The 21,143-nt window shown below is 63.6% G+C and carries 19 protein-coding genes; 10 read left to right on the plus strand and 9 right to left on the minus strand.

Annotated elements, in window-relative coordinates; translation table 11 throughout:
• Window positions 1-7 precede the first annotated feature (7 nt).
• Window positions 8-469, minus strand: a complete 462-nt coding sequence (locus tag Q2941_RS15650) for an Lrp/AsnC family transcriptional regulator (RefSeq protein ID WP_027525536.1) — start codon at window positions 467-469, stop codon at window positions 8-10.
• A gap of 132 nt (window positions 470-601) precedes the next feature.
• On the opposite strand from Q2941_RS15650, the gene Q2941_RS15655 reads away from it, so the two are divergent.
• Window positions 602-2,965, plus strand: a complete 2,364-nt coding sequence (locus Q2941_RS15655; protein ID WP_254107060.1) for a transketolase — start codon at window positions 602-604, stop codon at window positions 2,963-2,965.
• Window positions 2,966-3,258: 293 nt separating this feature from the next.
• Window positions 3,259-4,689 (plus strand): aldehyde dehydrogenase family protein, encoded by a 1,431-nt coding sequence (locus Q2941_RS15660; protein ID WP_254107059.1) that lies wholly within the window; start codon window positions 3,259-3,261, stop codon window positions 4,687-4,689.
• Window positions 4,690-4,777: 88 nt separating this feature from the next.
• Here the strand turns inward: Q2941_RS15660 and Q2941_RS15665 are convergent, their stop codons facing one another.
• The 3 genes from Q2941_RS15665 to Q2941_RS15675 all read right to left on the minus strand — a co-directional run bounded on the left by Q2941_RS15665 (window position 4,778) and on the right by Q2941_RS15675 (window position 7,881).
• A complete protein-coding gene (locus Q2941_RS15665; RefSeq protein ID WP_254107058.1) occupies window positions 4,778-5,272 on the minus strand; it encodes a hypothetical protein in 495 nt (164 codons plus the stop codon).
• 81 nt (window positions 5,273-5,353) lie between these two features.
• The gene (locus Q2941_RS15670) at window positions 5,354-6,562 is read right to left on the minus strand and encodes a DUF937 domain-containing protein (protein ID WP_458193031.1); all 1,209 of its coding nucleotides are present in this window, start codon (window positions 6,560-6,562) and stop codon (window positions 5,354-5,356) included.
• Window positions 6,563-6,888: 326 nt separating this feature from the next.
• Window positions 6,889-7,881, minus strand: coding sequence for an SMP-30/gluconolactonase/LRE family protein (locus Q2941_RS15675; protein WP_458193032.1), 993 nt, complete (start codon window positions 7,879-7,881; stop codon window positions 6,889-6,891).
• Between the two features lie 91 nt (window positions 7,882-7,972).
• On the opposite strand from Q2941_RS15675, the gene Q2941_RS15680 reads away from it, so the two are divergent.
• Window positions 7,973-8,797, plus strand: a complete 825-nt coding sequence (locus Q2941_RS15680) for an NAD-dependent epimerase/dehydratase family protein (protein WP_458193033.1) — start codon at window positions 7,973-7,975, stop codon at window positions 8,795-8,797.
• Here the strand turns inward: Q2941_RS15680 and Q2941_RS15685 are convergent.
• The gene (locus tag Q2941_RS15685) at window positions 8,794-9,480 is read right to left on the minus strand and encodes a GntR family transcriptional regulator (RefSeq protein WP_458193034.1); all 687 of its coding nucleotides are present in this window, start codon (window positions 9,478-9,480) and stop codon (window positions 8,794-8,796) included. The two genes, Q2941_RS15680 and Q2941_RS15685, sit on opposite strands and share 4 nt — an antisense overlap.
• A gap of 184 nt (window positions 9,481-9,664) precedes the next feature.
• Between Q2941_RS15685 and Q2941_RS15690 the strand changes: the two genes are divergently transcribed.
• The 4 genes from Q2941_RS15690 (at window position 9,665) to Q2941_RS15705 (ending at window position 14,514) form a co-directional block, all read left to right on the plus strand.
• A complete protein-coding gene (locus Q2941_RS15690; protein ID WP_458193035.1) occupies window positions 9,665-11,383 on the plus strand; it encodes an IlvD/Edd family dehydratase in 1,719 nt (572 codons plus the stop codon).
• 60 nt (window positions 11,384-11,443) lie between these two features.
• On the plus strand, window positions 11,444-12,439 hold the full coding sequence (locus Q2941_RS15695; protein ID WP_458193036.1) for a TRAP transporter substrate-binding protein: 996 nt from the start codon (window positions 11,444-11,446) through the stop codon (window positions 12,437-12,439).
• A 153-nt stretch (window positions 12,440-12,592) separates the two neighbouring features.
• Window positions 12,593-13,177 (plus strand): TRAP transporter small permease, encoded by a 585-nt coding sequence (locus Q2941_RS15700; protein WP_458193037.1) that lies wholly within the window; start codon window positions 12,593-12,595, stop codon window positions 13,175-13,177.
• Window positions 13,174-14,514 (plus strand): TRAP transporter large permease, encoded by a 1,341-nt coding sequence (locus tag Q2941_RS15705; RefSeq protein ID WP_027525525.1) that lies wholly within the window; start codon window positions 13,174-13,176, stop codon window positions 14,512-14,514. The genes Q2941_RS15700 and Q2941_RS15705 overlap by 4 nt, the downstream gene beginning before the upstream one ends.
• On the opposite strand, the gene Q2941_RS15710 is transcribed toward Q2941_RS15705, so the two are convergent.
• Both Q2941_RS15710 and Q2941_RS15715 read right to left on the minus strand, forming a co-directional pair.
• Entirely contained in the window at window positions 14,508-15,089 is a 582-nt protein-coding gene (locus Q2941_RS15710) for a histidine phosphatase family protein (RefSeq protein WP_458193038.1), read from the minus strand. The genes Q2941_RS15705 and Q2941_RS15710 overlap by 7 nt on opposite strands.
• Complete coding sequence (locus tag Q2941_RS15715) at window positions 15,086-15,883, minus strand: enoyl-CoA hydratase/isomerase family protein (RefSeq protein ID WP_458193039.1); 798 nt, start codon at window positions 15,881-15,883, stop codon at window positions 15,086-15,088. The genes Q2941_RS15710 and Q2941_RS15715 overlap by 4 nt, the downstream gene beginning before the upstream one ends.
• A 237-nt stretch (window positions 15,884-16,120) precedes the next feature.
• On the opposite strand from Q2941_RS15715, the gene Q2941_RS15720 reads away from it, so the two are divergent.
• Complete coding sequence (locus tag Q2941_RS15720; protein WP_458193040.1) at window positions 16,121-17,341, plus strand: NAD(P)/FAD-dependent oxidoreductase; 1,221 nt, start codon at window positions 16,121-16,123, stop codon at window positions 17,339-17,341.
• Here Q2941_RS15720 and rbsK read toward each other — a convergent pair whose 3' ends face one another.
• Together rbsK and Q2941_RS15730 are read right to left on the minus strand one after the other, a co-directional pair.
• Entirely contained in the window at window positions 17,342-18,256 is a 915-nt protein-coding gene (gene rbsK, locus Q2941_RS15725) for a ribokinase (protein WP_458193041.1), read from the minus strand. It lies immediately after the preceding gene.
• A 20-nt stretch (window positions 18,257-18,276) separates the two neighbouring features.
• Window positions 18,277-19,170, minus strand: coding sequence for a sugar kinase (locus Q2941_RS15730; RefSeq protein WP_027525520.1), 894 nt, complete (start codon window positions 19,168-19,170; stop codon window positions 18,277-18,279).
• 211 nt (window positions 19,171-19,381) lie between these two features.
• Here Q2941_RS15730 and Q2941_RS15735 point away from each other — a divergent pair, with 211 nt between their 5' ends.
• Window positions 19,382-20,230 (plus strand): VOC family protein, encoded by an 849-nt coding sequence (locus Q2941_RS15735; protein WP_458193042.1) that lies wholly within the window; start codon window positions 19,382-19,384, stop codon window positions 20,228-20,230.
• A gap of 69 nt (window positions 20,231-20,299) precedes the next feature.
• Window positions 20,300-21,007 (plus strand): TetR/AcrR family transcriptional regulator, encoded by a 708-nt coding sequence (locus Q2941_RS15740; protein WP_198031844.1) that lies wholly within the window; start codon window positions 20,300-20,302, stop codon window positions 21,005-21,007.
• The last annotated feature ends 136 nt before the right edge of the window (window positions 21,008-21,143 follow it).

Below are 21,143 nucleotides of genomic sequence, written 5' to 3' on the forward strand. Positions count from 1 at the left end.
ACCCCACCTACACCGGCAGCGCGATCGAATATTTCACCTGGCTTAGAGCAAAGCTCGACTCGATCGAGGCGATGCCGTCGAGGCGCGTGAGCTTGTTCTTCAGAAATGCTTCATAAGACGAGAGGTCGGCGGCGACGACGCGCAAGAGATAGTCGCGGTTGCCGGTCATCAGATAGCACTCCAAAACCTCGTCCCATTTCGAGATCGCTCGTGCGAAGCGGTTGAGATCCTCCTCCTTCTGCCGAGCCAGCTTGATCGAGATGAAGACGCTGACATGCAGCCCCAGCGCCTTCTGGTCCACGGTCGCGATGTAGCGCGTGATGACGCCGCGCTCCTCCAGAAGCTTGACCCGGCGGTGGCAGGGCGAGACCGACAGCCCGACCTTGTCGGCGAGCTCCTGCATGGTCAGCCGGCTGTCGGTCTGGAGCAGGGCGAGGATCTTTCGGTCGATGGCGTCGAGCTCGGGCATTGGGATAGAACCTGTGTGGAGTGGCTATCTATTGGTAAAGTATCCCAATATTTACGGGCGTGGCGCGAAAAATTGAGAATTTTGCCGGCTCCCGCAGGCGTATCATAGGCCATCATTTACCGGAGCATTGCCATGCCCGTCGATTCCGCCCGCCTCGACACATTGTCCGCGCTCGCAACCAAGGTGCTGTGGCTGTCGTCCTGGACGATCCATCATGCCAATCACATCCGCGCCAATGCGGATGGCCTGAAGGTCGGCGGCCATCAGGCCTCGTCCGCCTCACTCGCGACCATCATGTCGGCGCTGTATTTCCACGTGCTCAGACCTGAGGATCGCGTCGCGGTGAAGCCGCATGCGAGCCCGGTGTTCCACGCCATCCAGTATCTGTTCGGCCGCCAGACCCGCGAGAAGCTGGAGAATTTCCGCGGCTTCAAGGGCGCGCAATCCTATCCCTCGCGTACCAAGGATATCGACGACGTCGATTTCTCGACCGGCTCCGTCGGCCTCGGCGTCGCGCAGACGCTGTTCTCTTCGCTGGTGCAGGACTACGTCAAGTCGCATGGCTGGATGAAGGATCGCCGCGAAGGGCGGATGATCGCACTCGTCGGCGACGCCGAGATGGACGAGGGGAATATTTTCGAGGCGTTGGCCGAGGGGTGGAAGCACGGCCTGCGCAACACCTGGTGGGTGGTCGATTACAACAGGCAGTCGCTCGACGCCGTCGTGCGCGAGGGGCTCTGGGAAAAATTCGAGACCATGTTCCGCAATTTCGGCTGGGACGTGGTGATCGTGAAATACGGCCGGCTGATGCGCGAGGCTTTTGCCGAGCCGGGCGGCGAAGCGCTTAAAGCATGGATCGACAACTGCCCGAACGCACTCTATGCGGCGCTGTGCTTCCAGGGCGGCGCGGCCTTCCGCAAGCATCTGCATGACGAGATCGGCGACCAGGGGCCGATCACCAAGCTGATCGACCGGCGCAGCGATGACGAGTTGCTGGCGCTGATGTCGAACCTTGGCGGCCACGACATGGCGAGCATGCTGGAGGCGTTTGAAAAGATCGATCACGATCGCCCGGTTTGCTTCATCGCCTACACCATCAAGGGCGTCGGCCTGCCGTTCCAGGGCCACAAGGACAATCATGCTGGCCTGATGACGGTCGCGCAGATGGAGAAGTTTCGCGAGAGCCAGAACATCCGCACCGGCCACGAGTGGGACAAGTTCGAAGGCATGGCGCAGGATACCGCCGGGCTCGAAGCCTTCCTCGCGCGCGTGCCCTTCAATCAGGACGGCCGCCGGCTGACCGCGCCCGTCGTCGAGGTGCCCTCGCAGCTCACCTTCAAGCCGTCGGCGCAGATGTCGACCCAGCAGGGTTTTGGGCTTGTGCTGAACGAGATCGCGCGCAGCGACAGCGAGCTTGCAAAGCGCATCGTCACGACGTCGCCCGACGTCACCGTCTCGACCAATCTCGGTCCCTGGGTGAACCGGCGCGGCCTGTTTGCCCGCGCCGAGAAGGCGGATTTATTCCGCAGCGAGAAAATTCCATCCACCTTCAACTGGGATGCATCGCCCAAGGGTCAACATCTCGAGCTCGGCATCGCCGAGATGAACCTGTTTATCATGATGTCGGCGCTGGGACTCTCGCATCACATCAATGGCGCGCGGCTGCTGCCGGTCGGCACGCTCTACGATCCCTTCATCGAACGCGGCCTCGATGCGCTGAACTACGCCTGCTATCAGGATGCCCGCTTCATGGTGGCGGCGACGCCCTCCGGCATCACGCTCGCACCCGAAGGTGGGGCGCATCAGTCGATCGCAACGCCTTTGATCGGCATGGCCCAGGACGGGCTCGCATCGTTCGAGCCGGCCTTCGTTGACGAACTTGCGGTGATCATGGGCTGGGGTTTTGACCACATGCAGCGCCAAGCAGGCGAGGGTGGCTCGGTCTACTTGCGCCTGTCGACGCGCACCATCGAACAGGCGCAGCGGATCATGACTCCGGAGCTTGAGCAGGGCATCACCGACGGCGCCTATTGGCTGCGCAAGCCGGGCCCCAATGCCGAAGTCGTGATCGCCTATACCGGCGCGGTGGCGCCGGAGGCGATCGAGGCAACCGGCTTCATCGGCGAGAGCCGCCGCGACGTCGGCCTGCTTGCGATCACCTCGGCCGACCGCCTTCATGCAGGCTGGACCGCCGCGCGGAAATTGCGGCGAGATCGCCGCGGCGTGCAGCATTTGAGCCATATCGAAAAGCTGCTTGCGCCGCTGCCGCGCGATTGCGGTCTCGTGACCGTGATCGACGGCCATCCGGCAACGCTTGGCTGGCTCGGCAGTGTCCGCGGCCACCGCGTCGAGGCGCTCGGCGTCGAGCAGTTCGGCCAGACCGGCACCATCGCCGACCTCTATCGCCACCACGGCCTGGACGCCAACGCCATCATCGATGCGGCCGAAAGCCTCACCACCGGCGCGCCGGTGCTGCATCGGAAGATGGCGGTGTGATGGAAGTAACCGAGGCGGTCTGACCGACCAAGGTCGACATTCCGGAGTAACTAGGGACGTCATGCCACGGCGATGCGAAGCATCGAACCCGGAATCTCGAGATTCCGGGTTCGGCTCTTTGAGCCGCCCCGGAATGACGTGGGGGTGCTTGCCAGTTCCCCGGCACGCGATCATATTCCACCGCGTCCGCCGCATCGCAGGTCAAGCATGGGGGCGGGTTCAACTCCCCCGGCTTTCGTGCAAGGATAGCCGCCGAAACGCCCCCTCCAATGCTCCCCAAGAAGAGGTCCACAATGGTCAATCGTATGCAATTCTACATCGACGGTGCCTGGGTCGATCCGGCCGTCAAGAAGTCCACTCCGGTCGTCAATCCTGCGACTGAAGAGGCGATGTACGAGGTTGCGCTCGGCTCCAAGGCCGATGTTGACAAGGCTGTCGCCGCCGCCAAGCGCGCCTTTGTCACCTATTCCCAGACCAGCCGCGAGGAGCGCGTCGCGCTGCTCTCCAGGGTCATCGAGATCTACAAGGGCCGTCTCAAGGAGATCGGCGCCGCGGTTTCCGACGAGATGGGCGCGCCGCTGCCGATGGCGGAGAAGCTCCAGGCCGGCGCCGGCCTCGGTCACCTCATGACCACGCTCGACGTGCTCAAGAACTATCATTTCGAGGAGCCGGTCGGCACCGCCATGGTGCTGCGTGAGCCGGTCGGCGTGGTCGGCATGATCACGCCCTGGAACTGGCCGCTCAACCAGATCGCCTGCAAGGTGGCGCCCGCGCTTGCCGCCGGCTGCACCATGATCCTGAAGCCGTCGGAGTTCACCCCGACCTCGGCGCTGATCTTCGCGGAAATCCTCCATGAAGCCGGCGTGCCGAAGGGTGTGTTCAATCTCGTCAACGGTCTCGGCCCCGAGGTCGGTGCCGCCATGAGCGAGCATCCGGACATCGACATGATCTCGTTCACCGGCTCGACCCGCGCCGGCATCGATGTGGCCAAGCGCGCAGCTCCCACCGTGAAGCGCGTCAGCCAGGAGCTCGGCGGCAAGTCGCCGAACGTGATCCTCGAAGGCGCCGACCTCACGAAGGCGGTGACCGGCGGCGTGATGCACATGTTCAACAACTCCGGCCAATCCTGCAACGCGCCCTCGCGCATGATCGTGCCGCTGTCCAAGATGAAGGAAGTGGCCGCGATCGCGAAGGCGGTCGCCGACAAGACGAAGGCGGGTGATCCGCGCGGCGAAGGCACCACCATCGGTCCCGTCGTCAACCGCGGCCAGTGGGACAAGATCCAGGCGCTGATCAAGAAGGGCATCGACGAGGGCGCAACGCTTGTCGCCGGCGGCCCGGGCCTGCCCGAGGGCGTCAACAAGGGCTTCTACGTTCGTCCGACCATCTTCGCCGACGTCACCAGCGATATGACGATCGCGAAGGAGGAGATTTTCGGACCGGTGCTCACCATCATCGGCGCCAAGGACGAAGCCGATGCCGTGCAGATCGCCAACGACACGCCCTATGGCCTGGCGGGCTACGTCTCGGCCGATACGGTGGAGAGCGCCAAGCGCGTTGCTCGCCAGATCCGCGCCGGCAACGTCAACCTCCAGGGCGTGCCCAACGATCGCAGCGCGCCGTTCGGTGGCTACAAGCAGTCCGGCAACGGCCGCGAGTGGGGCAAGTATGGTCTTGAGGACTTCCTCGAGGTGAAGGCGGTCGCCGGCTTCAACGCGGCGTAAGGACTTCCATCACAGTTGCAGCGTCGGAGCGGGTGACCGCTCCGGCGTTTCGCATCAGCAGGCAGGCATGCTTCGGTGTCGGCCCCGATCAGGCGCCGAGCGCGGCCGAGATTTCGCCAAGCGTTGCCTTCTCGGCGTCACTGACCAGGACGCCGCCGCCAAACAGGCCTCCACCCTCAGATGCAGCCTCGGCCGTTTTCTGGCTGATCTGGCGGAGCCAATCCTTGAACGCCGCGGCATCACCGGGCGCCTTGGCTGCGAGGATGGTCGAGACTTGCCGCAGCGAGTCGATGGCTTTGGTCTTGACTTCCGCCGGCTTGCTGTTCGCGAGTTCGGCTTTCAATCCGTCGCGAGCCACGCTTCTGCCGTCACCGGTCGTGAAATCCGCAACCACCGCCTTGACCAATGCGTTGGCGCTGGGGTCTGTGGCCGCCTGGCTCAGCGCTGCGCCACTCGCAAACGACTCCTTGAGCAGGCCCCACAAGCCGCTCGGTTCAGCCGCTGTGATGGCGATCCCTGCATTCATTGGACTTCTCAAGAGCAAGGCCCATTCGTCCTTCGTAAAACTTGCTTTGTCAGCCATAGATCCACTCCCTGGCACAATCCGCCGTGTGAAAACCGATCTGAGTACGGCGACAGTCCTGGGTCGCCGCACTCAGAAATTTCAAACTCGGGCCAGCGAATCGAGCTTTGCCCTGAGATCGTCGATCGCCGGTTTCGCGATCGGCCCGACGCCGGGAGCCGCCATGACCTTGTCGCACATCTGGTTGATGGCCGGCATCGCGGCGGCGATCAGTTTGGCGAGCGCAGTTCGTCCTTCGGGCGTGAGCTTTGCCGCGCGTGTGCCGACGTCGTCGAGCTGCGATATTGCCGCGTTGATTTTTGGTAGAGCCGCCTGCGCCCCGGTGGCATCGGTGATGCTCGGAAGCGCTGACTTCAAGGAGTCGATCGTCGTGTTGACCTGGCTGGCCAGGTTCACACCGTCGACAGTCAAGTTCGTAGGTGCCATGCCCACGGTGGTGGCGGGCCGCGCGGGAGCGGTCTGCTCAGCGACCGTCTGCTGGCCAGGACGGTCGAATGCGTACCATGCAAGACCACCCAGGACGACCAGGGCGGCGAGCCAATACGGCCATTGAGTGGTCTTGGTGGCTGTTGCGTAAGCGGAACTCGCACGTTCGCTTGCGCTCGCGATTCGACTTCCCGCGGCGGAGGCAGCGGCCATCCCGCTGCGTACTCCGGTACCCGCCTGGTCGATCAGACCCGCAGCGCTGAGCTGACTGGCAAGGCCTGCCGGGATGGCCGCGGAAATCTGGTCCTTCTGCGAGCGCAGCAGCGATGCCAAACCGTTTGCATCGAGACCAGTCTCGCGCTGGTGCTGCCCCAGCGCGCCCAGCACGATCGGGCCGAGGATGCCGAGCAGCGACGATCCGCCGCCGTCGCCCACGCCGGCAAACTTTCCGATAGCCTGGGCCATGGTCCCCATTGTTCCAGCGCCGAACAATCCGGACAGCATGCCCGTCCCGGTCTCAGCCAGTCGCTCAGGACTCGCGCCGCGCAAAATATCTGCAGGAGAGCCGGCTTGCTGTTGGGACAGCAGCTTTGATAATTGATTGCTTCCAGCGGGAGTACCGACAAGGTCTGCCAGCCCGGCTAGCAGTGACGGGACAGCTCCGGCTGTTGCCTTCTGGGCTGTGGTTCGATCGATTCCAAGAAATGAAGCGATTTGCGCCAGAACTTCGGGAGTCAGGAATTGCATCACAACGGACGTGAGATTGGCGGCCATGGCGTTCTCTCCGCATTGATTGTTGCAATGTTGCTTTGCTGGGGTAGCTCCTGATCTGCGGGTGGACGACGCCGTCGCACGATCTCGCAACTGCCTTGTCTTGGGAAATTTCTCTTGGGAAATTTCGGGGTGATGGTTTGGCGTTGGAAATTAGCCGGCGGGTTCCTCCCGATCGACGGAATGTCCGGCGAAATCTTCCAACTGTCCACTCACAACATGGGAATCGAACCCCAGTCGAATTCTGACAAAGCTCCATCTGACGCTGAATTGCGAAGGAAGTTCCCCTCAACACGAAAGGTCAGCCTGGCTTCATTTTCCGGATGAGCGGGTTCCGTGCGATCATCGTTCCATCTATTGTGGCCGCCATCGCGATTCTGATTGGCCGGATTCTGGTAGTCCTTATTCTCTGCACTCCTCTATCCGCCCAGCGCGCCCTGCGTGTTCACGTACAGTGCATAGATCGACTGGCTCGCCGCCATGAACAGGCGGTTGCGCATGACGCCTCCGAAGCAGAGGTTGGCGCAGCGCTCGGGCAGCGCGATGCGGCCGATCATGACGCCGTCGGGCGCGAACACCACGACGCCGTCGAGCTCGGGATCGCCCATGCCCCAGCCGCACCAGAGATTGCCGTCGATGTCGCAGCGCATGCCGTCCGGCGTCCCTGGTCCAGCATCGATGAAGACGCGCTTGTTGGAGATCGTCGCGCCGTCCGGCGAGACGTCATAGGCGAGGATCTTGCGGTTCGGCTGCCCGCGCGATTCCACGACGTAGAGGATCTTCTCGTCCGGCGAAAAACACAGCCCGTTCGGGCCGAGCACGCCCTCGGCCACGATCGTCGCCTTGCGGCTCACGGGATCGAGCCGGTAGACGTTGGGATCGATCTCGGATTCCGCCTTGTAGCCCTCGTAATTGCCGAGCAGCCCGAACACGGGATCGGTGAACCAGATCGAGCCGTCGGACTTCACGACGACGTCGTTCGGCGAGTTCAGCCGCTTGCCGCCAAACGAATCCATCAGCACCGTGATCGCGCCGTCATATTCGGTGCGCACCACCCGGCGGCCGCCATGCTCGCAGGTGATCAGCCGCCCCTGGCGATCCCTCGTGTTGCCATTGGCGAAGTTGGAGGGCTTTCGGAAAACGGAAACCACCCCGGTTTCCTCCTCCCATTTGATGATGCGCTGGTTGGGGATGTCGCTGCACAACAGATACCGCCCGTCTCCGAACCACACCGGCCCTTCGGCCCAGCGCAGGCCGGTGGTGAGGCGTTCCACAGCCGAGAGCTTCAGCCAGTATTTCTCAAACCTTGGGTCTAGTGCACTTATCGCCGGATCAGGGTAATAGGTCGCCGGCCGCCAGCCTTGGGACCAGCCTTGGGACGATCCTTGGGAAAGTGACGATGCATCGGACATGTGCAGTTCTCGTTGTTGCGTCCCCTCTGGTCAGGTCTGCTATCATTAGAGCCCAACGACCGCAAACCGGTCGCTACCTGCGAGGGAAGAAATGCCGCGTATTTTGATGACGGGAGCTTCGGGCGGAATCGGCAGCGCGATGCGCAAATTGCTGCCGCCGATCTATCCGGATCTCCTGCTCTCTGACATCAAGCCGCCCGCCGATCTCGGCGCCAACGAGAAGTTCAAGGCTGCGGACCTGTCGGATCTCGCGCAATGCGAAGCGATCTGCGAGGGCGTCGACGGCATCCTGCATTTCGGCGGCTATTCGGTCGAGGGACCCTGGGACGACATTCTCCAGGCCAATATCATCGGGGGCTACAATCTGTTCGAGGCGGCGCGCAAGAAGGGCGTCAAGCGCGTGGTCTTCGCGTCCTCGAACCACGCCGTCGGTTTCTATCCGCGTCACCACAAGATCGGCGCCGACGTCACCCCGCGCCCGGACGGCCGCTATGGCGTCAGCAAGGTGTTCGGCGAAGCCGTCGGTGCGCTCTATGCCGACAAGCACGGGCTGAAGGTCACCTGCCTCCGCATCGGCAATTTCGGCGAGAAGCCGCTCGATCAGCGCCGGCTCGCGATCTGGCTGAAGCCTGAGGATCTCGTCCAGCTCTGCCGCATTGGCCTGGAGCACCCCGACATCCATTTCGAGATCTTCTACGGTGCCTCGCTCAACGAGCGCGCCTGGTGGGACAACAGTCGCGCCTACGAGTTCGGCTACCGCCCGACCGGCCGCGCAGAGGACCATGTGCAGCACGCGATGGCGGAGCAGGCCAAGCTCAAGCCCGATCCGGTTGGCGACTACTACCAGGGCGGCGCGTTTTGCAGCATCGAGTTCGATGCGGATCCGAGCCGGATCATCGACTGGAGCAAACGCTAACGCGCGGGCTCGTCGCCCGCAATCCGCTTCAGATAATCCGACTTGCTGAACTGCATGTGATTGACGCAGAGCTGGGCCAGCGCCCAGCTGTCGCGGCCCTTCAGAAGCTCGATCATCAATTCGTGCTGGCGCCGCGACAGTGCCAGTCCCTCGCGGTCGGCGAGGTTCTTCGCGCGCATCGGCAGCGTCAGGTTCATGTAGTCCTGGAGCGAGCGCACCAAATAGGGATTGCCGCAGGCGGAGAACAGCGCGACATGGAAGGCGTCGTTGGCCTCGTGGATGCCGCGCAGGTCCTGCATCTCGGCCTTGGCGCAATAGTGTCGCTGCAACTCGGTGAGTTCGTCGATCAGGCCGTGCGGCGCGGGCAGGGGGATCATCAGCGCGGCTTGCCGCGTCAGCATCTCCCGGACCTCGTAGATCTGCCGGACCTCCTCGGCCGAGTAGAAGCGAACGGTGGCGCCGATGTTCTTCTCGCGCCGGACGATGCCGCGCCGCTCGGCCTCGACGAGAGCCTGCCGAACGAAGTGCCGCGAGGTGCCGTAGCGCGACATCAGCGCGTCCTCGGTCAGGCGCGCCGCCGGCGCGAAGCGGCCGAAGATGATGTCCTCCTCGAGCCGCGCGACCACGTCGTCCGGGTCCTCGCGCCGAAGTGCCGCCGGGCTCTCGCTTGCCGTCTCCGTCATCCGTTGGCCTCCCGAGGCCGGGCCCAGTGGTTCGCTCGCCTTGTGGAGCAGGAGGGGACGGATTGTCAATAATCTGCCCGCTGTGGCGCTGCAATGATCGGAAAAAAGTCGAAATGCGACCTCTGTTATTGACAATCAGGGGGCAGCCTGTACGACAATGGCAGTTGCGGAAGGGAGTAGCATCATGACGAGTGGCTTGCGCAAAGGGCTGACGAGCTATGGCGATGCCGGCTTCTCGCTGTTCCTGCGCAAGGCCTTCATCAAGGCGATGGGCTATTCCGACGATGCGCTCGAGCGCCCGATCGTCGGCATCACCAACACCTACAGTGATTACAATCCCTGCCAAGGCAACGTGCCGCAGATTATCGAGGCCGCGAAGCGTGGCGTGATGCTGTCGGGCGCGATGCCGTTCGTGTTCCCGACCATCTCGATCGCCGAGAGTTTTGCGCATCCGACCTCGATGTACCTGCGCAACCTGATGGCGATGGACACCGAGGAGATGATCCGCGCCCAGCCAATGGATGCGGTGATCGTGATCGGCGGCTGCGACAAGACGCTGCCCGCGCAGGTGATGGCCGCGATCAGCGCCGACCTGCCGACCGTGGTCATCCCCGTGGGGCCGATGGTGGTCGGCCATCACAAGGGCGAGGTGCTGGGGGCCTGCACCGATTGTCGGCGGCTTTGGGCGAAATATCGCGCGGGCGATATCGACGATGCCGAGATCGAGGCGGTCAACGGCCGGCTCGCACCATCGGTCGGCACCTGCATGGTGATGGGCACGGCCTCGACCATGGCCTGCATGATCGAGGCGCTCGGCCTTTCGTTGCCGATGAGCGCGACGATCCCGGCACCGCATGCCGAGCGTTTCCGTCTGGCTGAAGCGAGCGGCAAGGTCGCCGCCGAGATGGCCAAGACCAAGGGGCCGAAGCCGAGCGAATTGCTGACGCCGGCGTCTTTCAAAAATGCGCAGGTCGTGCTGCAAGCGATCGGCGGCTCGACCAACGGCCTGATCCATCTGACGGCGATGGCGCATCGTTCGCCACACCGGCTGGATCTCGATGCCTTCGACAAGCTCGGCCGCGAAGTGCCGGTGCTGGTCGACCTGAAACCGTCTGGCGAGCATTATATGGAGCATTTCCATCACGCCGGCGGCGTGCCGAAACTCCTGGCGCAGCTTGGCGATCTCATCGATCTCGACGCCAAGACGATTTCTGGACAGACCCTCCGAGACGTCGTTGCCAATGCGGAAGACGTGCCCGGACAGGACGCCATCCGTCCGCGCGACAATCCGATCAAGCCGGAAGGCGGTCTTGCCGTCCTGCACGGCAATCTCGCGCCGCGCGGTGCCGTCATCAAGCAATCCGCTGCAAGCCCCAAGCTATTGCAGCACACCGGGCGTGCGGTGGTGTTCGAATCCGTCGAGGATATGACCTTGCGGGTCGACGATCCCGATCTCGACGTCACTGCCGATGACGTGCTGGTGCTGCGCAATGCGGGGCCGAAGGGCGCGCCGGGCATGCCCGAGGCAGGTTACTTGCCGATCCCGAAGAAGCTGGCGCGTGGTGGCACCAAGGACATGGTGCGCATCTCGGACGCGCGCATGAGCGGCACGGCGTTCGGCACCATCGTGCTGCACATCACGCCGGAATCCGCGGTCGGCGGACCGCTTGCGCTGGTGAAGAACGGCGACATGATCCGGCTGGATGTTGCCAAGCGCAGCATCGAGCTTCTGGTTGACGATGCGGAGCTGGCGCGCCGGCGCACCGTCTTGAAGCTCCCGGCGACGTCGGACGAGGCCAGGCGTGGCTATGCCTGGCTGTTCAACGAGACCATCTTGCAGGCCGACGAGGGCTGCGACTTCGATTTCATGCAGAGGACTGGACCAAAGACCGGGAAGGGGTGAGCGACCACCCGCAAAACTGTTCAGCCGCAAAAGCGGCGAACCATAAAACAGGGGGAGACGATGATTGCACGATCCATGCTTGGGCTGGCGGCAACGGCCGCGATCCTGTTCGTCACGGGCGCATCGGCACAGGAGGTGAAGCATTATCGCTTCGCCTACGACCAGCCCAAGACCACGGGGTATGGAATCCTCGGTGACATCTTCAGCGAGAAGCTGAAGGCGCTGAGCAAGGGCACGATGCTCATCGAACAGTATCCCGGTGCGCAGCTCGGGCAGGAGCCGCAAGTCTTGCAACTTGTCAAGGCAGCCGACGTCGAATTCTGTATCTCCTCATCCGCAAATGCCGCGACGCTCTCGCCGCAGGCCGGCGTGATGTCGATGCACTACTTGTTCCGCTCGGAGGACCATCTCATCAAGGCGATGGCGGACCCCGCTGTCGCAGCGGCCGTCAAGGCGATGATTTCGGATACGGTTCAGGGCGCCCACGTCATTGCGCTCGCGACTCTTGGTTTGCGCAACATGTATTCCAAGCGGGAGATCAAAAAGGTCGACGACATGAAGGGCCTGAAGGTGCGGGTACAGGCGACGCCAACCGAGGACACCATGTTTCCGGCCTATGGCGCGCAGATCGTGCATATGCCGTTCGGTAGCGTCTACACCTCTCTGCAAACCGGCGTGGTCGATGTCGCCGAGAACGGCGTCAACGTCTATCTCGCCAACAAGCACTACGAGGTGGCGCCGGTGCTCTCGATGACCGAGCATGAGGCCAACAACAGTTTGGTCTGGGTCAGTGACAAGCTTTGGAACAGCCTCACTCCCGAGCAGCAGGGTTGGGTCCAGGCCGCCGCCGACGAGGTCAACAAGACCCAGCCGGCCAAGGCGATCGAGCTTGAGCATCAATCGCAAGTCAAGCTGAAATCGATCGGCGTCAAGGTTGTGACCGACGTTGACAAGTCCGGCTTCATCACGATTGCTGATCCCTATCTCGACAAGCTCGCCAAGGATCTCGGCCCGCACGCCGAGAAGATCAAGAACCTGATCCGGTCGATCAATTAGGCCGCAGATGCCACTGCCTCCACGAGTCGTCCCGGCGAAGGCCGGGACCCATACTCCGCGGCGGAGCTTGTGGCACGGTGGCAGTCTGCTTCTTTCAACAACGCGCAGCTGGGGTTATGGGTCCCGGCCTTCGCCGGGACGACGGAGTCGTTGATGCCCATTGCCGACAAGCTCGTCCTGACGCGGCAGCGTCACCTGAAGTGGCGCTCGCTCGACTGGCTCGAGTTGGCGCTGATGATGCTTTGCGGCGTGCTTTGCTTCGGCTTCTCGCTGTCGGTGACCGCCGACATCGTCACCCGTACCATCGGTCATCCCTGGCTGTGGCTCCAGGAGGTCACCTCGACGCTGTTCATCTACGCGATCTTCATCGGAACGGCGGCCGCGACCCGGCGCAACGATCATCTCTATCTCACCGCGATCTCGGAGGCGATGCACGGCACGCCGCGGCTGATCGTCGAGGTCGTCATCCGTATCGTCGTGCTCGGCGTTGCCGCCTGCCTGATCTGGTACGGCTATCTCAACTATCTTCGCGGCTTCGGCAGTTTTCGCCTGCCGTCGGGCACGCCGATTGCCTCGCTCTATGCCATCATTCCGGTGTCAGGCGTCCTGATCGGCCTTTTCACGATCGAGCAGCTCGTCAACGGCCTGCGCAACGGTTTTGATCATCCCGAACCGCCGGATGAGGGCGCTGCGACGCCAGGACCCGATGCCAATGCGCAGACGAGGGTGCAGCCGTGAGCGCACCCGTCGTCCTGGTGTTGATGTCGTCTTGCTTCCTGTTCTTCGGCTATCTCGGCGTGCCCGTGCCGTTCTCGCTGATGGCCGGTGTCTTCATCGGCGCGATCCTGTCCGACGTCTCGCTCGCCGCCATCATCCAGAAGATCTTTGACGGCGTGGATTCCGAGGCGCTGCTCGCAATCCCGTTCTTCCTGCTGGTCGGCGAGCTCATGAGCTCGGCGAATGTGGTGGTAAGAATCGCGAACCTCTCGGTGTCGCTGGTCGGGCATATCAGGGGTGGGCTGTCGCAGGTCGTCGTCGTCTTCAGCATGTTCTTCTCGGAAATGTCGGGCTCGACGACGGCCGACGTTGCCGTGATGAGCCGCGCGCTCGGCGGCCCGATGAAGCGGGAGGGCTACGAGCCCGCGTTCATCGCCGCGATCATTGCATCGGCCTCGACCATCGCGGCGCTGGTGCCGCCGAGCATCACCGCGGTGGTCTATGGCGCGGTCGGCAACGTCTCGATCGCCGGCCTGTTCATGGCCGGTGTCGTGCCCGGCCTGATGATCGGCTTCGGCCTGATGATCTACTGCTATTTCTTCGGCCCGTCCGGCCTCCGCAAGCCGCGCGCGCCGCTGCGGCAGGTGGTATTTGCCGCCGGCGATGCGGCCTTGCCGCTGATGATCCCGGTGATCCTGCTTGGCGGCATCTTGACCGGCTGGTTCACGCCGACGGAAGCCGGCGTGGTTGCCGTGGCCTGGATCATCCTTGTCGTGATCCCCGCACTGAACCGCGGCCACTTCAGGAAGATTCCGTACGACTTCTGCCTCGCCGGGCTGATCTTCTCGCTGCCGCTGATCACGATCGGCGCCGCCAACGCGTTCGGCTGGATGCTGGCTTATTTGCGCGGTGCGAACTACATCGCGGAATGGATCACCTCGATCGCCGGCAACGATCCGCACCTGATCATGCTCTTGATGGTGCTGCTGTTCACCGTGGTCGGCGACTTCATCGAGCCGGTGCCGACCATCATTATCTTCATGCCATTGGTGAACGCGCTGACGGAAGCCGGCGACATCAACGGCGTGCATATGGGCGTGGTGCTGATCGCAACACTCGCTTTCGGCCTGATCACGCCGCCCTATGGCCTCGTGCTGCTGATGGCCTCGAAATTCGTCGGCATCAGCTTTGCCAGGGCGCTGCGCGCCGCATTGCCGATCTATGTCGTGTTCTTCGCCACCATCGCCTTTGCGATCTATTTTCCGAGCGTGGTTTTGTGGCTGCCACGACACGTGCTTCCCGAGTCGGTCGGCTGCTTCAAGTCGCCGGCGGGCACGGGTTATATCTGCCCTCAGTAGCGAAGTTCCTCGACGCGCCATTCCTGCTGTGAGGGCAGGTAGCAAAAGGGCGCGCCGTGGCGGTTCTGGAAAAAGCCGCCGCACAGCGACCGCGCAAGCGCCTGCATCACTGCATCATGGCAGACGAACAGGATGTGGTCGTCGGGATGCCGTTCCAGCCACCCAGACACGCAGGCCAGCGACCGTTTGGTGACGACGTCCCAGGCTTCGCCATCGGCCGGCAGAATGGAGATGAGGCCTTCTGCCGATTTGACGCCGTGCTTCTCCATGGAGGCGCGGACGGATAATCCCTCGAAGCTGCCGAAATCGCACTCGATGATGCCATGGTCGGTCGTCAGAGGTACCGAGATCGTGGCTGCAATGATCTCGGCCGTTCTCGCCGCGCGCACCAGAGGGCTGGTGATGATGCGGCTGATGGCAGAGCCGCGTAGCAGATCTGCCGCTGCATGGGCCTGCGTGATGCCATCCGCGTTCAGCGGATTGTCGGTCCGTCCCTGGAAACGTCCCTCGCGATTCCAGTCGGTCGCGCCATGACGAAGGCCGTAGAATGAGCGTGGCGGCGTGAGCACGTTCATTTCGACTTGCTGGTGAATTTCTTCACGGCGACGCGGAAATCCTCCGTGTGCATCGCCATGATGATCTTGTGCTCTTCGGCATCGAGTTGCTGCCTCACCGGCGTCGTCGCGGCCTGGTAGACCAGCGACTTTGTTCCCGCGATCGCGGCAGGCGGATTTTGCGCGAGGCGCTCTGCGAGCTGCCGCGTGGCGGCCTTGAGCTCAGCCGCCGGAACGACCTTGGCGACGAGGCCCCACTCATGAGCCTGCTGCGCGGTAAAGCTGTCCTCGGCGAGGAAGATCTGCAGGGCACGTCGTGTGCCGACGGTTCCGACAATGCCGACCGTGCTGCCGCCGTCGGGCGACACACCTATCTTGGCATAGGCCGGCGTGAACTTGGCATCTTCCGCGGCGATGCAGAGGTCGGTGACGAAGGCGAGTCCCATGCCGGCGCCGGCGGCCGAGCCGTGCACACTCGACAGCGAGAGTTTTGGCATGCGCCTGAGTGTCTCGATGAAGGCATGATAATGCTTAAGGAGTTCGCCCACGACCGGCGTCACCGTGTTGGCTTCGGCTGCGGCACCGATGGTCTGCAAATCGCCGCCGGCGCAAAAGGCGCGGCCTTCGCCTTCGATGACGACGACCCGGATCGCGTCGGAGGTCTCGATCTCAGCGGCAAGCTGTTCGAGCCTCTGCGCGATCGCGAGGTTGATCGAATTGAACGCGGCGGGGCGGTTGAGCGTGATGGTGGCGACGGGACCGTCGATGCTCAGCAGGGCGGCGTCGTCGGAGGGGGAGGCGGCGGATGCGGACATGGCAAAATCCCCGGCAGGAGGTCTTTGTCGCAACTAAATCGCAGAAGGCGAGGGGAGACAATCCCTACCGCCGGATGCTCTTGCCTTACCGGGAACGATAGGGTCAAATGGTGGTGCCATCGATTAGGGACGGACACGAGCGCCGGCGCCTCGACCGACAAGGCCAGCAAGCCAAAATCAGTGAGAGAGAGGAGACGACATGGGTAGCGCTCGTGTCCAGAAAGTTGGGCTGTTCCGATGACGGACGGTTCGGTGATCATCGTCGGCGCGGGCCATGGTGGCTACCAGGTCGCCGCCTCCCTGCGTCAGTCCGGCTTTGCAGGCCGCGTCTGCCTTATCAATGACGAGGCGCATCTGCCCTATCAGCGGCCGCCTTTGTCCAAGGCCTATATCAAGGGCTCGGCTGGCCCTGAAAGCCTGATGTTCCGGCCGGAGAAATTCTATACCGACCAGAAGATCGAGCTGATCGCGGGCCGCGCGACATCGATCGATCGCGCCGGGCGCAAGGTTCATCTCGCCTCTGGCGACACGCTCGACTACGGCCATCTCGTGCTGGCGACGGGCGCGCGCAACCGGCTGCTCGATCTGCCCAACGCCAATCTGACCGACGTGAAATACCTGCGCATCCTCGATGAGAGCGAGGCGTTGCGGGCGATCATGCCGTCGAAGACACGGGTCGTCGTAATCGGCGCCGGCTTCATCGGCCTCGAATTCGCCGCCACGGCAAGGATCAAGGGGCTCGAGGTCGACGTGCTCGAGCTCGCGCCGCGCGTGATGGCGCGGGCGGTGACGGCGGAGGTCTCGGAGTATTTCCAGGAGCGCCATCGCGAGGCGGGCATCCGCATCCATCTCGGCGTGCAGGCAACCAGCATCGAGGCGGAGGGCGGCAAGGTCACCGGTGTCTCCTTGAGCGATGGCCGGCATCTGCCGGCGGATCTCGTCGTGGTCGGCGTCGGCGTGCTGCCGAATATCGAGCTCGCGGCGGAGGCAGGGCTGCCGGTCGCCTCCGGTATCATCGTCGACGAATATCTCTTGACGTCCGATCCGAACATCTCTGCCGTCGGCGATTGTGCGCTGTTCGCGAGCCCGCGCTTCGGTGGCTCTTTGCGGCTGGAGTCAGTGCAGAACGCCACCGATCATGCCCGCTGCGTGGCGGCGCGGCTGACCGGTGACAGGAAGATCTATGACGGCCAGCCCTGGTTCTGGAGCGATCAGGGCGACGACAAGCTGCAGATTGCCGGGCTGACGACGGGTTACGACCGCGTCGTGCTGCGCGGCGATCCCACGAAGAAGGCGTTCTCGGCCTTCTGCTACAGGGGCGACAAGCTGCTCGGTATCGAGTCCATCAACCGCGCCGGCGATCACATGTTCGGCCGTCGCCTGCTCGGCATGGACCGCTCGCTCGCGCCCGACAAGGCCGCTGACGAGACTTTCGATCTGAAGAGCGCGCTGGCCTGATCAGCTTCCGATGACGGCGGAAACTTCTTCCGCCGTCGGCATCGAGGGGCCGGCGCCCATGCGCTGCACGGAGATCGAGGCGGCGGCGTTGGCAAAGGCGAGCGCGTCGCGCAGAGGCGCGCCGTCGGCGAGCCGCGCGGCCAGCGCGCCGACGAAGCAATCGCCGGCACCGGTGGTGTCGATCGCCTGCACCACGCGGCCCGGCACGATCAGCTCCTCGCGGCCCGCGAGCGCGACAACGCCGCGCTTGCCGAGCGTGACGCAGATGGTCTGATCCGGGCTCGCTTGAAGCCGCCGCGCCGCATCGAGGATCCGCGCAACGTCATCGCTGTCGGACAACGCCACGTCGGCGAGCAGGCCAAGCTCGGTCTCGTTCAGCACGAGCACGTCGACCAGCTCGAGCAGGTCGCGGCTGAACTTCTGTGCCGGCGCCGGGTTGAGCAGCGTTCTCGCCTGTGCCGCACGGGCGCGCCCGAAGAAGGCGGCAATCGTGGGCAGCGGAATCTCGAACTGGCTGACGGCGACATCGCCCTTCAGCAGCGGCACGACGCCGACATCCTCGGCGCTGACCAGCGCGTTGGTGCCGGGAATGACGACGATGGTGTTGTCGGCCTTCGCGACCGTGATGATGGCGGTGCCGGTGTGGGCCTCCGCAGTCTCCTGGACATAGCTAGGATCGATGCCTTGACCTGCGAGGAACGCCTTCAGCTCCGCGCCGAAGGAGTCCTTGCCGAGCCGGCCGATCAGCGTGGTCGGCGCGCCGAGCCTTGAGGCTGCGACCGCCTGGTTCGCGCCCTTACCGCCGGGGAAATACAGCACCTGTTTGCCGGCGACGGTCTCGCCGACCCTGGGATGGCGATCGGCGGTTGCCACCACATCCATGTTGATGCTGCCAGCGACGAAGACGCGCCCCATATGTGATTCCCCAGCGAAGACTAAACCTTGACCTCGAATTCGTGCCTGACTTTGGCGATGTCGACAAGGGTCGGCAGGCCGGCTTCGTTGCCGAGGCGCTGGATCTTGTGGGTCGAGGCGGCGCGGGCGAAGTCGAAATGCTCGCGCCAGCTTTTGCCGGGATGAGCGAGGTAGGAATAGATGTAGGCGCCGTGGAACACGTCGCCGGCGCCGTTGGTGTCGATCACGCGCTCGCGCGGGATCGGCATCGCGGGCATGATGTCGACCGCCCCGGTCTCGTTGTACCAGAGCAGGCCTTTCTCACCCATGGTGACGCCGCCGATCTTGCAGCCGCGGCTCTTGAGATAATCGAGCATCTTGTCCGGCGTCAGATCCATCTGCTCGCACAGCCGCTCCGCGACGATCGCAACATCGATGAACTCCAGGAGTTCGTGTGTGTTGGTGCGCAGGCCGCCGCCGTCGAGCGAGGTCAAGATGCCGGCCTCGCGGCAGACTTTTGCGTAGTGGATTGCGGCGTCGGGCTGGTGGCCGTCGATATGCAGCGCGCGGCAGTTGCCGAGATTGAGGATCGGGAAGGGATGGATGTGGTGATCGTCGCGGCAGCGGACGATGGCCCGCTTGCCGTCCTTGGGCATGATGAAGGACAGCGAGGACTGGTTGACCTTCCGGTTGTGCAGCGAGATGGCGTATTTGGCGCACATGTCCTGGAACATGCGGCCAAGCCAGTCGTTCGCGACCGTCGCGATCAGGTCGGGCACGACTCCCAGCTTGGCGCAGCAGAATGCCGCCGTGACCGCATTGCCGCCGAAGGAGACCGCGTAGGCATCCGCCACGTGCTTCTCATCGCCGGTCGGCATGTGGTCGGTAATGAAGGTGACGTCGATATAGGTCTGTCCGATAAAGAGAGCCTGCATTGGTTGTCCGTGATGCGCTGGGTGGTCCCGGCCGGCAGCATTACATTAGCACCGCTTCCGCGGATGGAACGCGGAATTTATTCGCAAAGGCACCGCCCTCAGCGCTTGAGGTGAGCGTAGGGCCGGAATACGACCATCACCGGGCAATGCCAAGCCCGGACAAATGCCGAATTTCGACCCATTGTTCCGGGTCGATCAAAATGGGGGGAACATGATCACCGGCCTCGATCACGTGGTCGCCCTGGTCGGCGATATCGCCGCCGCCAGGGCCGCCTATCAGACCCTGCTGGCACGCGCACCGGCCTGGCAGAACTCCGGCGACGGCGCCGATCGCGTGCTGTTCACCCTCGACAACATGACGCTGGAATTGATGGCGCCGAGCGGCTTCAGCGTCACCGCCGACCGGATGCGCGCGCTGCTGGATGACCATGAGGGCATGCTCGCAAGCCTGTGCTTCCGTGTCGCAGACATCGGCAAGATGCACCGGCGGCTCGACCGGGTGGCGCTGAAGCCAGAGCCGATCGCGGAGGTCGAGAGCCGTGACGCCGAGAGTGGTGCGGTGCTGCACTGGAAGCGCACCCGCTCGGCTACCGAGCTCACGCGCGGCGTGCGCATGTTCTTTCTCGAACTCGCCGGGCAGCGTCCGATCTCTGATGTGACCGACATCGGCCCGATCGAAGGGCTCGACCACGTCGTGGTCGCGTCCGAGGATTCCGAGCGTGCCGCGGCGCTCTATGGCGCCCGGCTCGGGCTCGACATGGCGCTCGACCGCTCGCATCACGACTGGGGCCAGCTGATGTTCTTCCGCTGCGGCGATCTCATCGTCGAGGTGGTGCGCAGGCCGGTCGCGGGCGGCGACTTCAGCCATGACCGGCTCTGGGGCCTGAGCTGGCGCGTCGCCGACATCGAAGCGACCCGCGCCCGCCTGATTGCCGCGGGCGTCGACGTCAGCGAGGTGCGCAACGGCCGAAAGCCGGGCACGCGGGTGATGACGGTGCGCAGCCGTACCTGCGGCATCCAGACGATTTTGCTGGAGCGCTCACCGAAGCCGGTGGTGTGATCGCTCGCATTCTCAAATCCTTGAGCGCATGATACATGCAATCGGGACAAGCATTGGCGGGCAACCGATTTGGCGAAGGCAAAACGAACTCTCAAATGGCAGCGCGACCCGGAAGGGATGCGGCTTCGCATCCTCGAAGCCGCGAAGCAGGAGTTTTCGGCTCACGGCCTTGCGGGTGCCCGCGTCGACCGCATCGCGGCCAAGGCCGGCGCCAACAAGCGCATGCTCTACTACCACGTCGGCAAGAAGGACGAACTTTATCTCGCGGTGCTGGAGGGAGCCTATGAGAAGATACGCAACGAGGAGAGGGGGCTCGATCTCGAGCATCTCGATCCGCCCGAAGCCATCAAGCGGCTGATCGAGTTCACCTGGAATTACTTTCTGCGAAACCCTGAGTTCCTGTCGCTGCTCCAGACCGAGAACCTTGCGCGCGCAAAACATCTGAAGCGCTCGACCAAGGTCAAGTCGATGCACTCGCCCTTCGTCGAGATGATCCGTACCGTGGTCCGCCGCGGCGTCGAGAGCGGCGACTTCCAGGTCGCGGTCGATCCGGTGCAGCTCTACATCTCGATCGCGGCGCTCACCTTCTTCTATCTCTCCAACAGCGCCACGCTGAGCGTGATTTTCGGCCGCGACCTGCTCGCGAAAGACGCCAAGGAGGAGCGGCTCGCCCACATGGTCGGCCTCGTGCTGGCGGCGCTGACCGGGCGCTCGGCCGAATTGTTCGACATGGTCAAGGCGCCGAAGCCGCGCGTCCCGCAGCATCAGCCGGTCTAACCGGCGCAACGGCAAACCAAAGTCTCGAAAACAACCCCATGCAAAGTAGCCGGCAGTTGCCGGTCCAATGCCGTGCGCATTCCGCGAAGCCTTTGACATAGCGGACAAATCAGCGCCGCGAGGCCATCATCGACGT

The sequence above is a fragment of the Bradyrhizobium sp. UFLA05-153 genome (genome assembly GCF_054185185.1).

Coding starts and splice junctions, on each gene's coding strand:
- Q2941_RS15650 (WP_027525536.1), bottom strand. CDS start 469: ATGCCCGAGCTCGACGCCATCGACCGAAAGATCCTCGCCCTGCTCCAG.
- Q2941_RS15655 (WP_254107060.1), top strand. CDS start 602: ATGCCCGTCGATTCCGCCCGCCTCGACACATTGTCCGCGCTCGCAACC.
- Q2941_RS15660 (WP_254107059.1), top strand. CDS start 3,259: ATGGTCAATCGTATGCAATTCTACATCGACGGTGCCTGGGTCGATCCG.
- Q2941_RS15665 (WP_254107058.1), bottom strand. CDS start 5,272: ATGGCTGACAAAGCAAGTTTTACGAAGGACGAATGGGCCTTGCTCTTG.
- Q2941_RS15675 (WP_458193032.1), bottom strand. CDS start 7,881: ATGTCCGATGCATCGTCACTTTCCCAAGGATCGTCCCAAGGCTGGTCC.
- Q2941_RS15680 (WP_458193033.1), top strand. CDS start 7,973: ATGCCGCGTATTTTGATGACGGGAGCTTCGGGCGGAATCGGCAGCGCG.
- Q2941_RS15685 (WP_458193034.1), bottom strand. CDS start 9,480: ATGACGGAGACGGCAAGCGAGAGCCCGGCGGCACTTCGGCGCGAGGAC.
- Q2941_RS15690 (WP_458193035.1), top strand. CDS start 9,665: ATGACGAGTGGCTTGCGCAAAGGGCTGACGAGCTATGGCGATGCCGGC.
- Q2941_RS15695 (WP_458193036.1), top strand. CDS start 11,444: ATGATTGCACGATCCATGCTTGGGCTGGCGGCAACGGCCGCGATCCTG.
- Q2941_RS15700 (WP_458193037.1), top strand. CDS start 12,593: ATGCCCATTGCCGACAAGCTCGTCCTGACGCGGCAGCGTCACCTGAAG.
- Q2941_RS15710 (WP_458193038.1), bottom strand. CDS start 15,089: ATGAACGTGCTCACGCCGCCACGCTCATTCTACGGCCTTCGTCATGGC.
- Q2941_RS15715 (WP_458193039.1), bottom strand. CDS start 15,883: ATGTCCGCATCCGCCGCCTCCCCCTCCGACGACGCCGCCCTGCTGAGC.
- Q2941_RS15720 (WP_458193040.1), top strand. CDS start 16,121: ATGACGGACGGTTCGGTGATCATCGTCGGCGCGGGCCATGGTGGCTAC.
- rbsK (WP_458193041.1), bottom strand. CDS start 18,256: ATGGGGCGCGTCTTCGTCGCTGGCAGCATCAACATGGATGTGGTGGCA.
- Q2941_RS15730 (WP_027525520.1), bottom strand. CDS start 19,170: ATGCAGGCTCTCTTTATCGGACAGACCTATATCGACGTCACCTTCATT.
- Q2941_RS15735 (WP_458193042.1), top strand. CDS start 19,382: ATGATCACCGGCCTCGATCACGTGGTCGCCCTGGTCGGCGATATCGCC.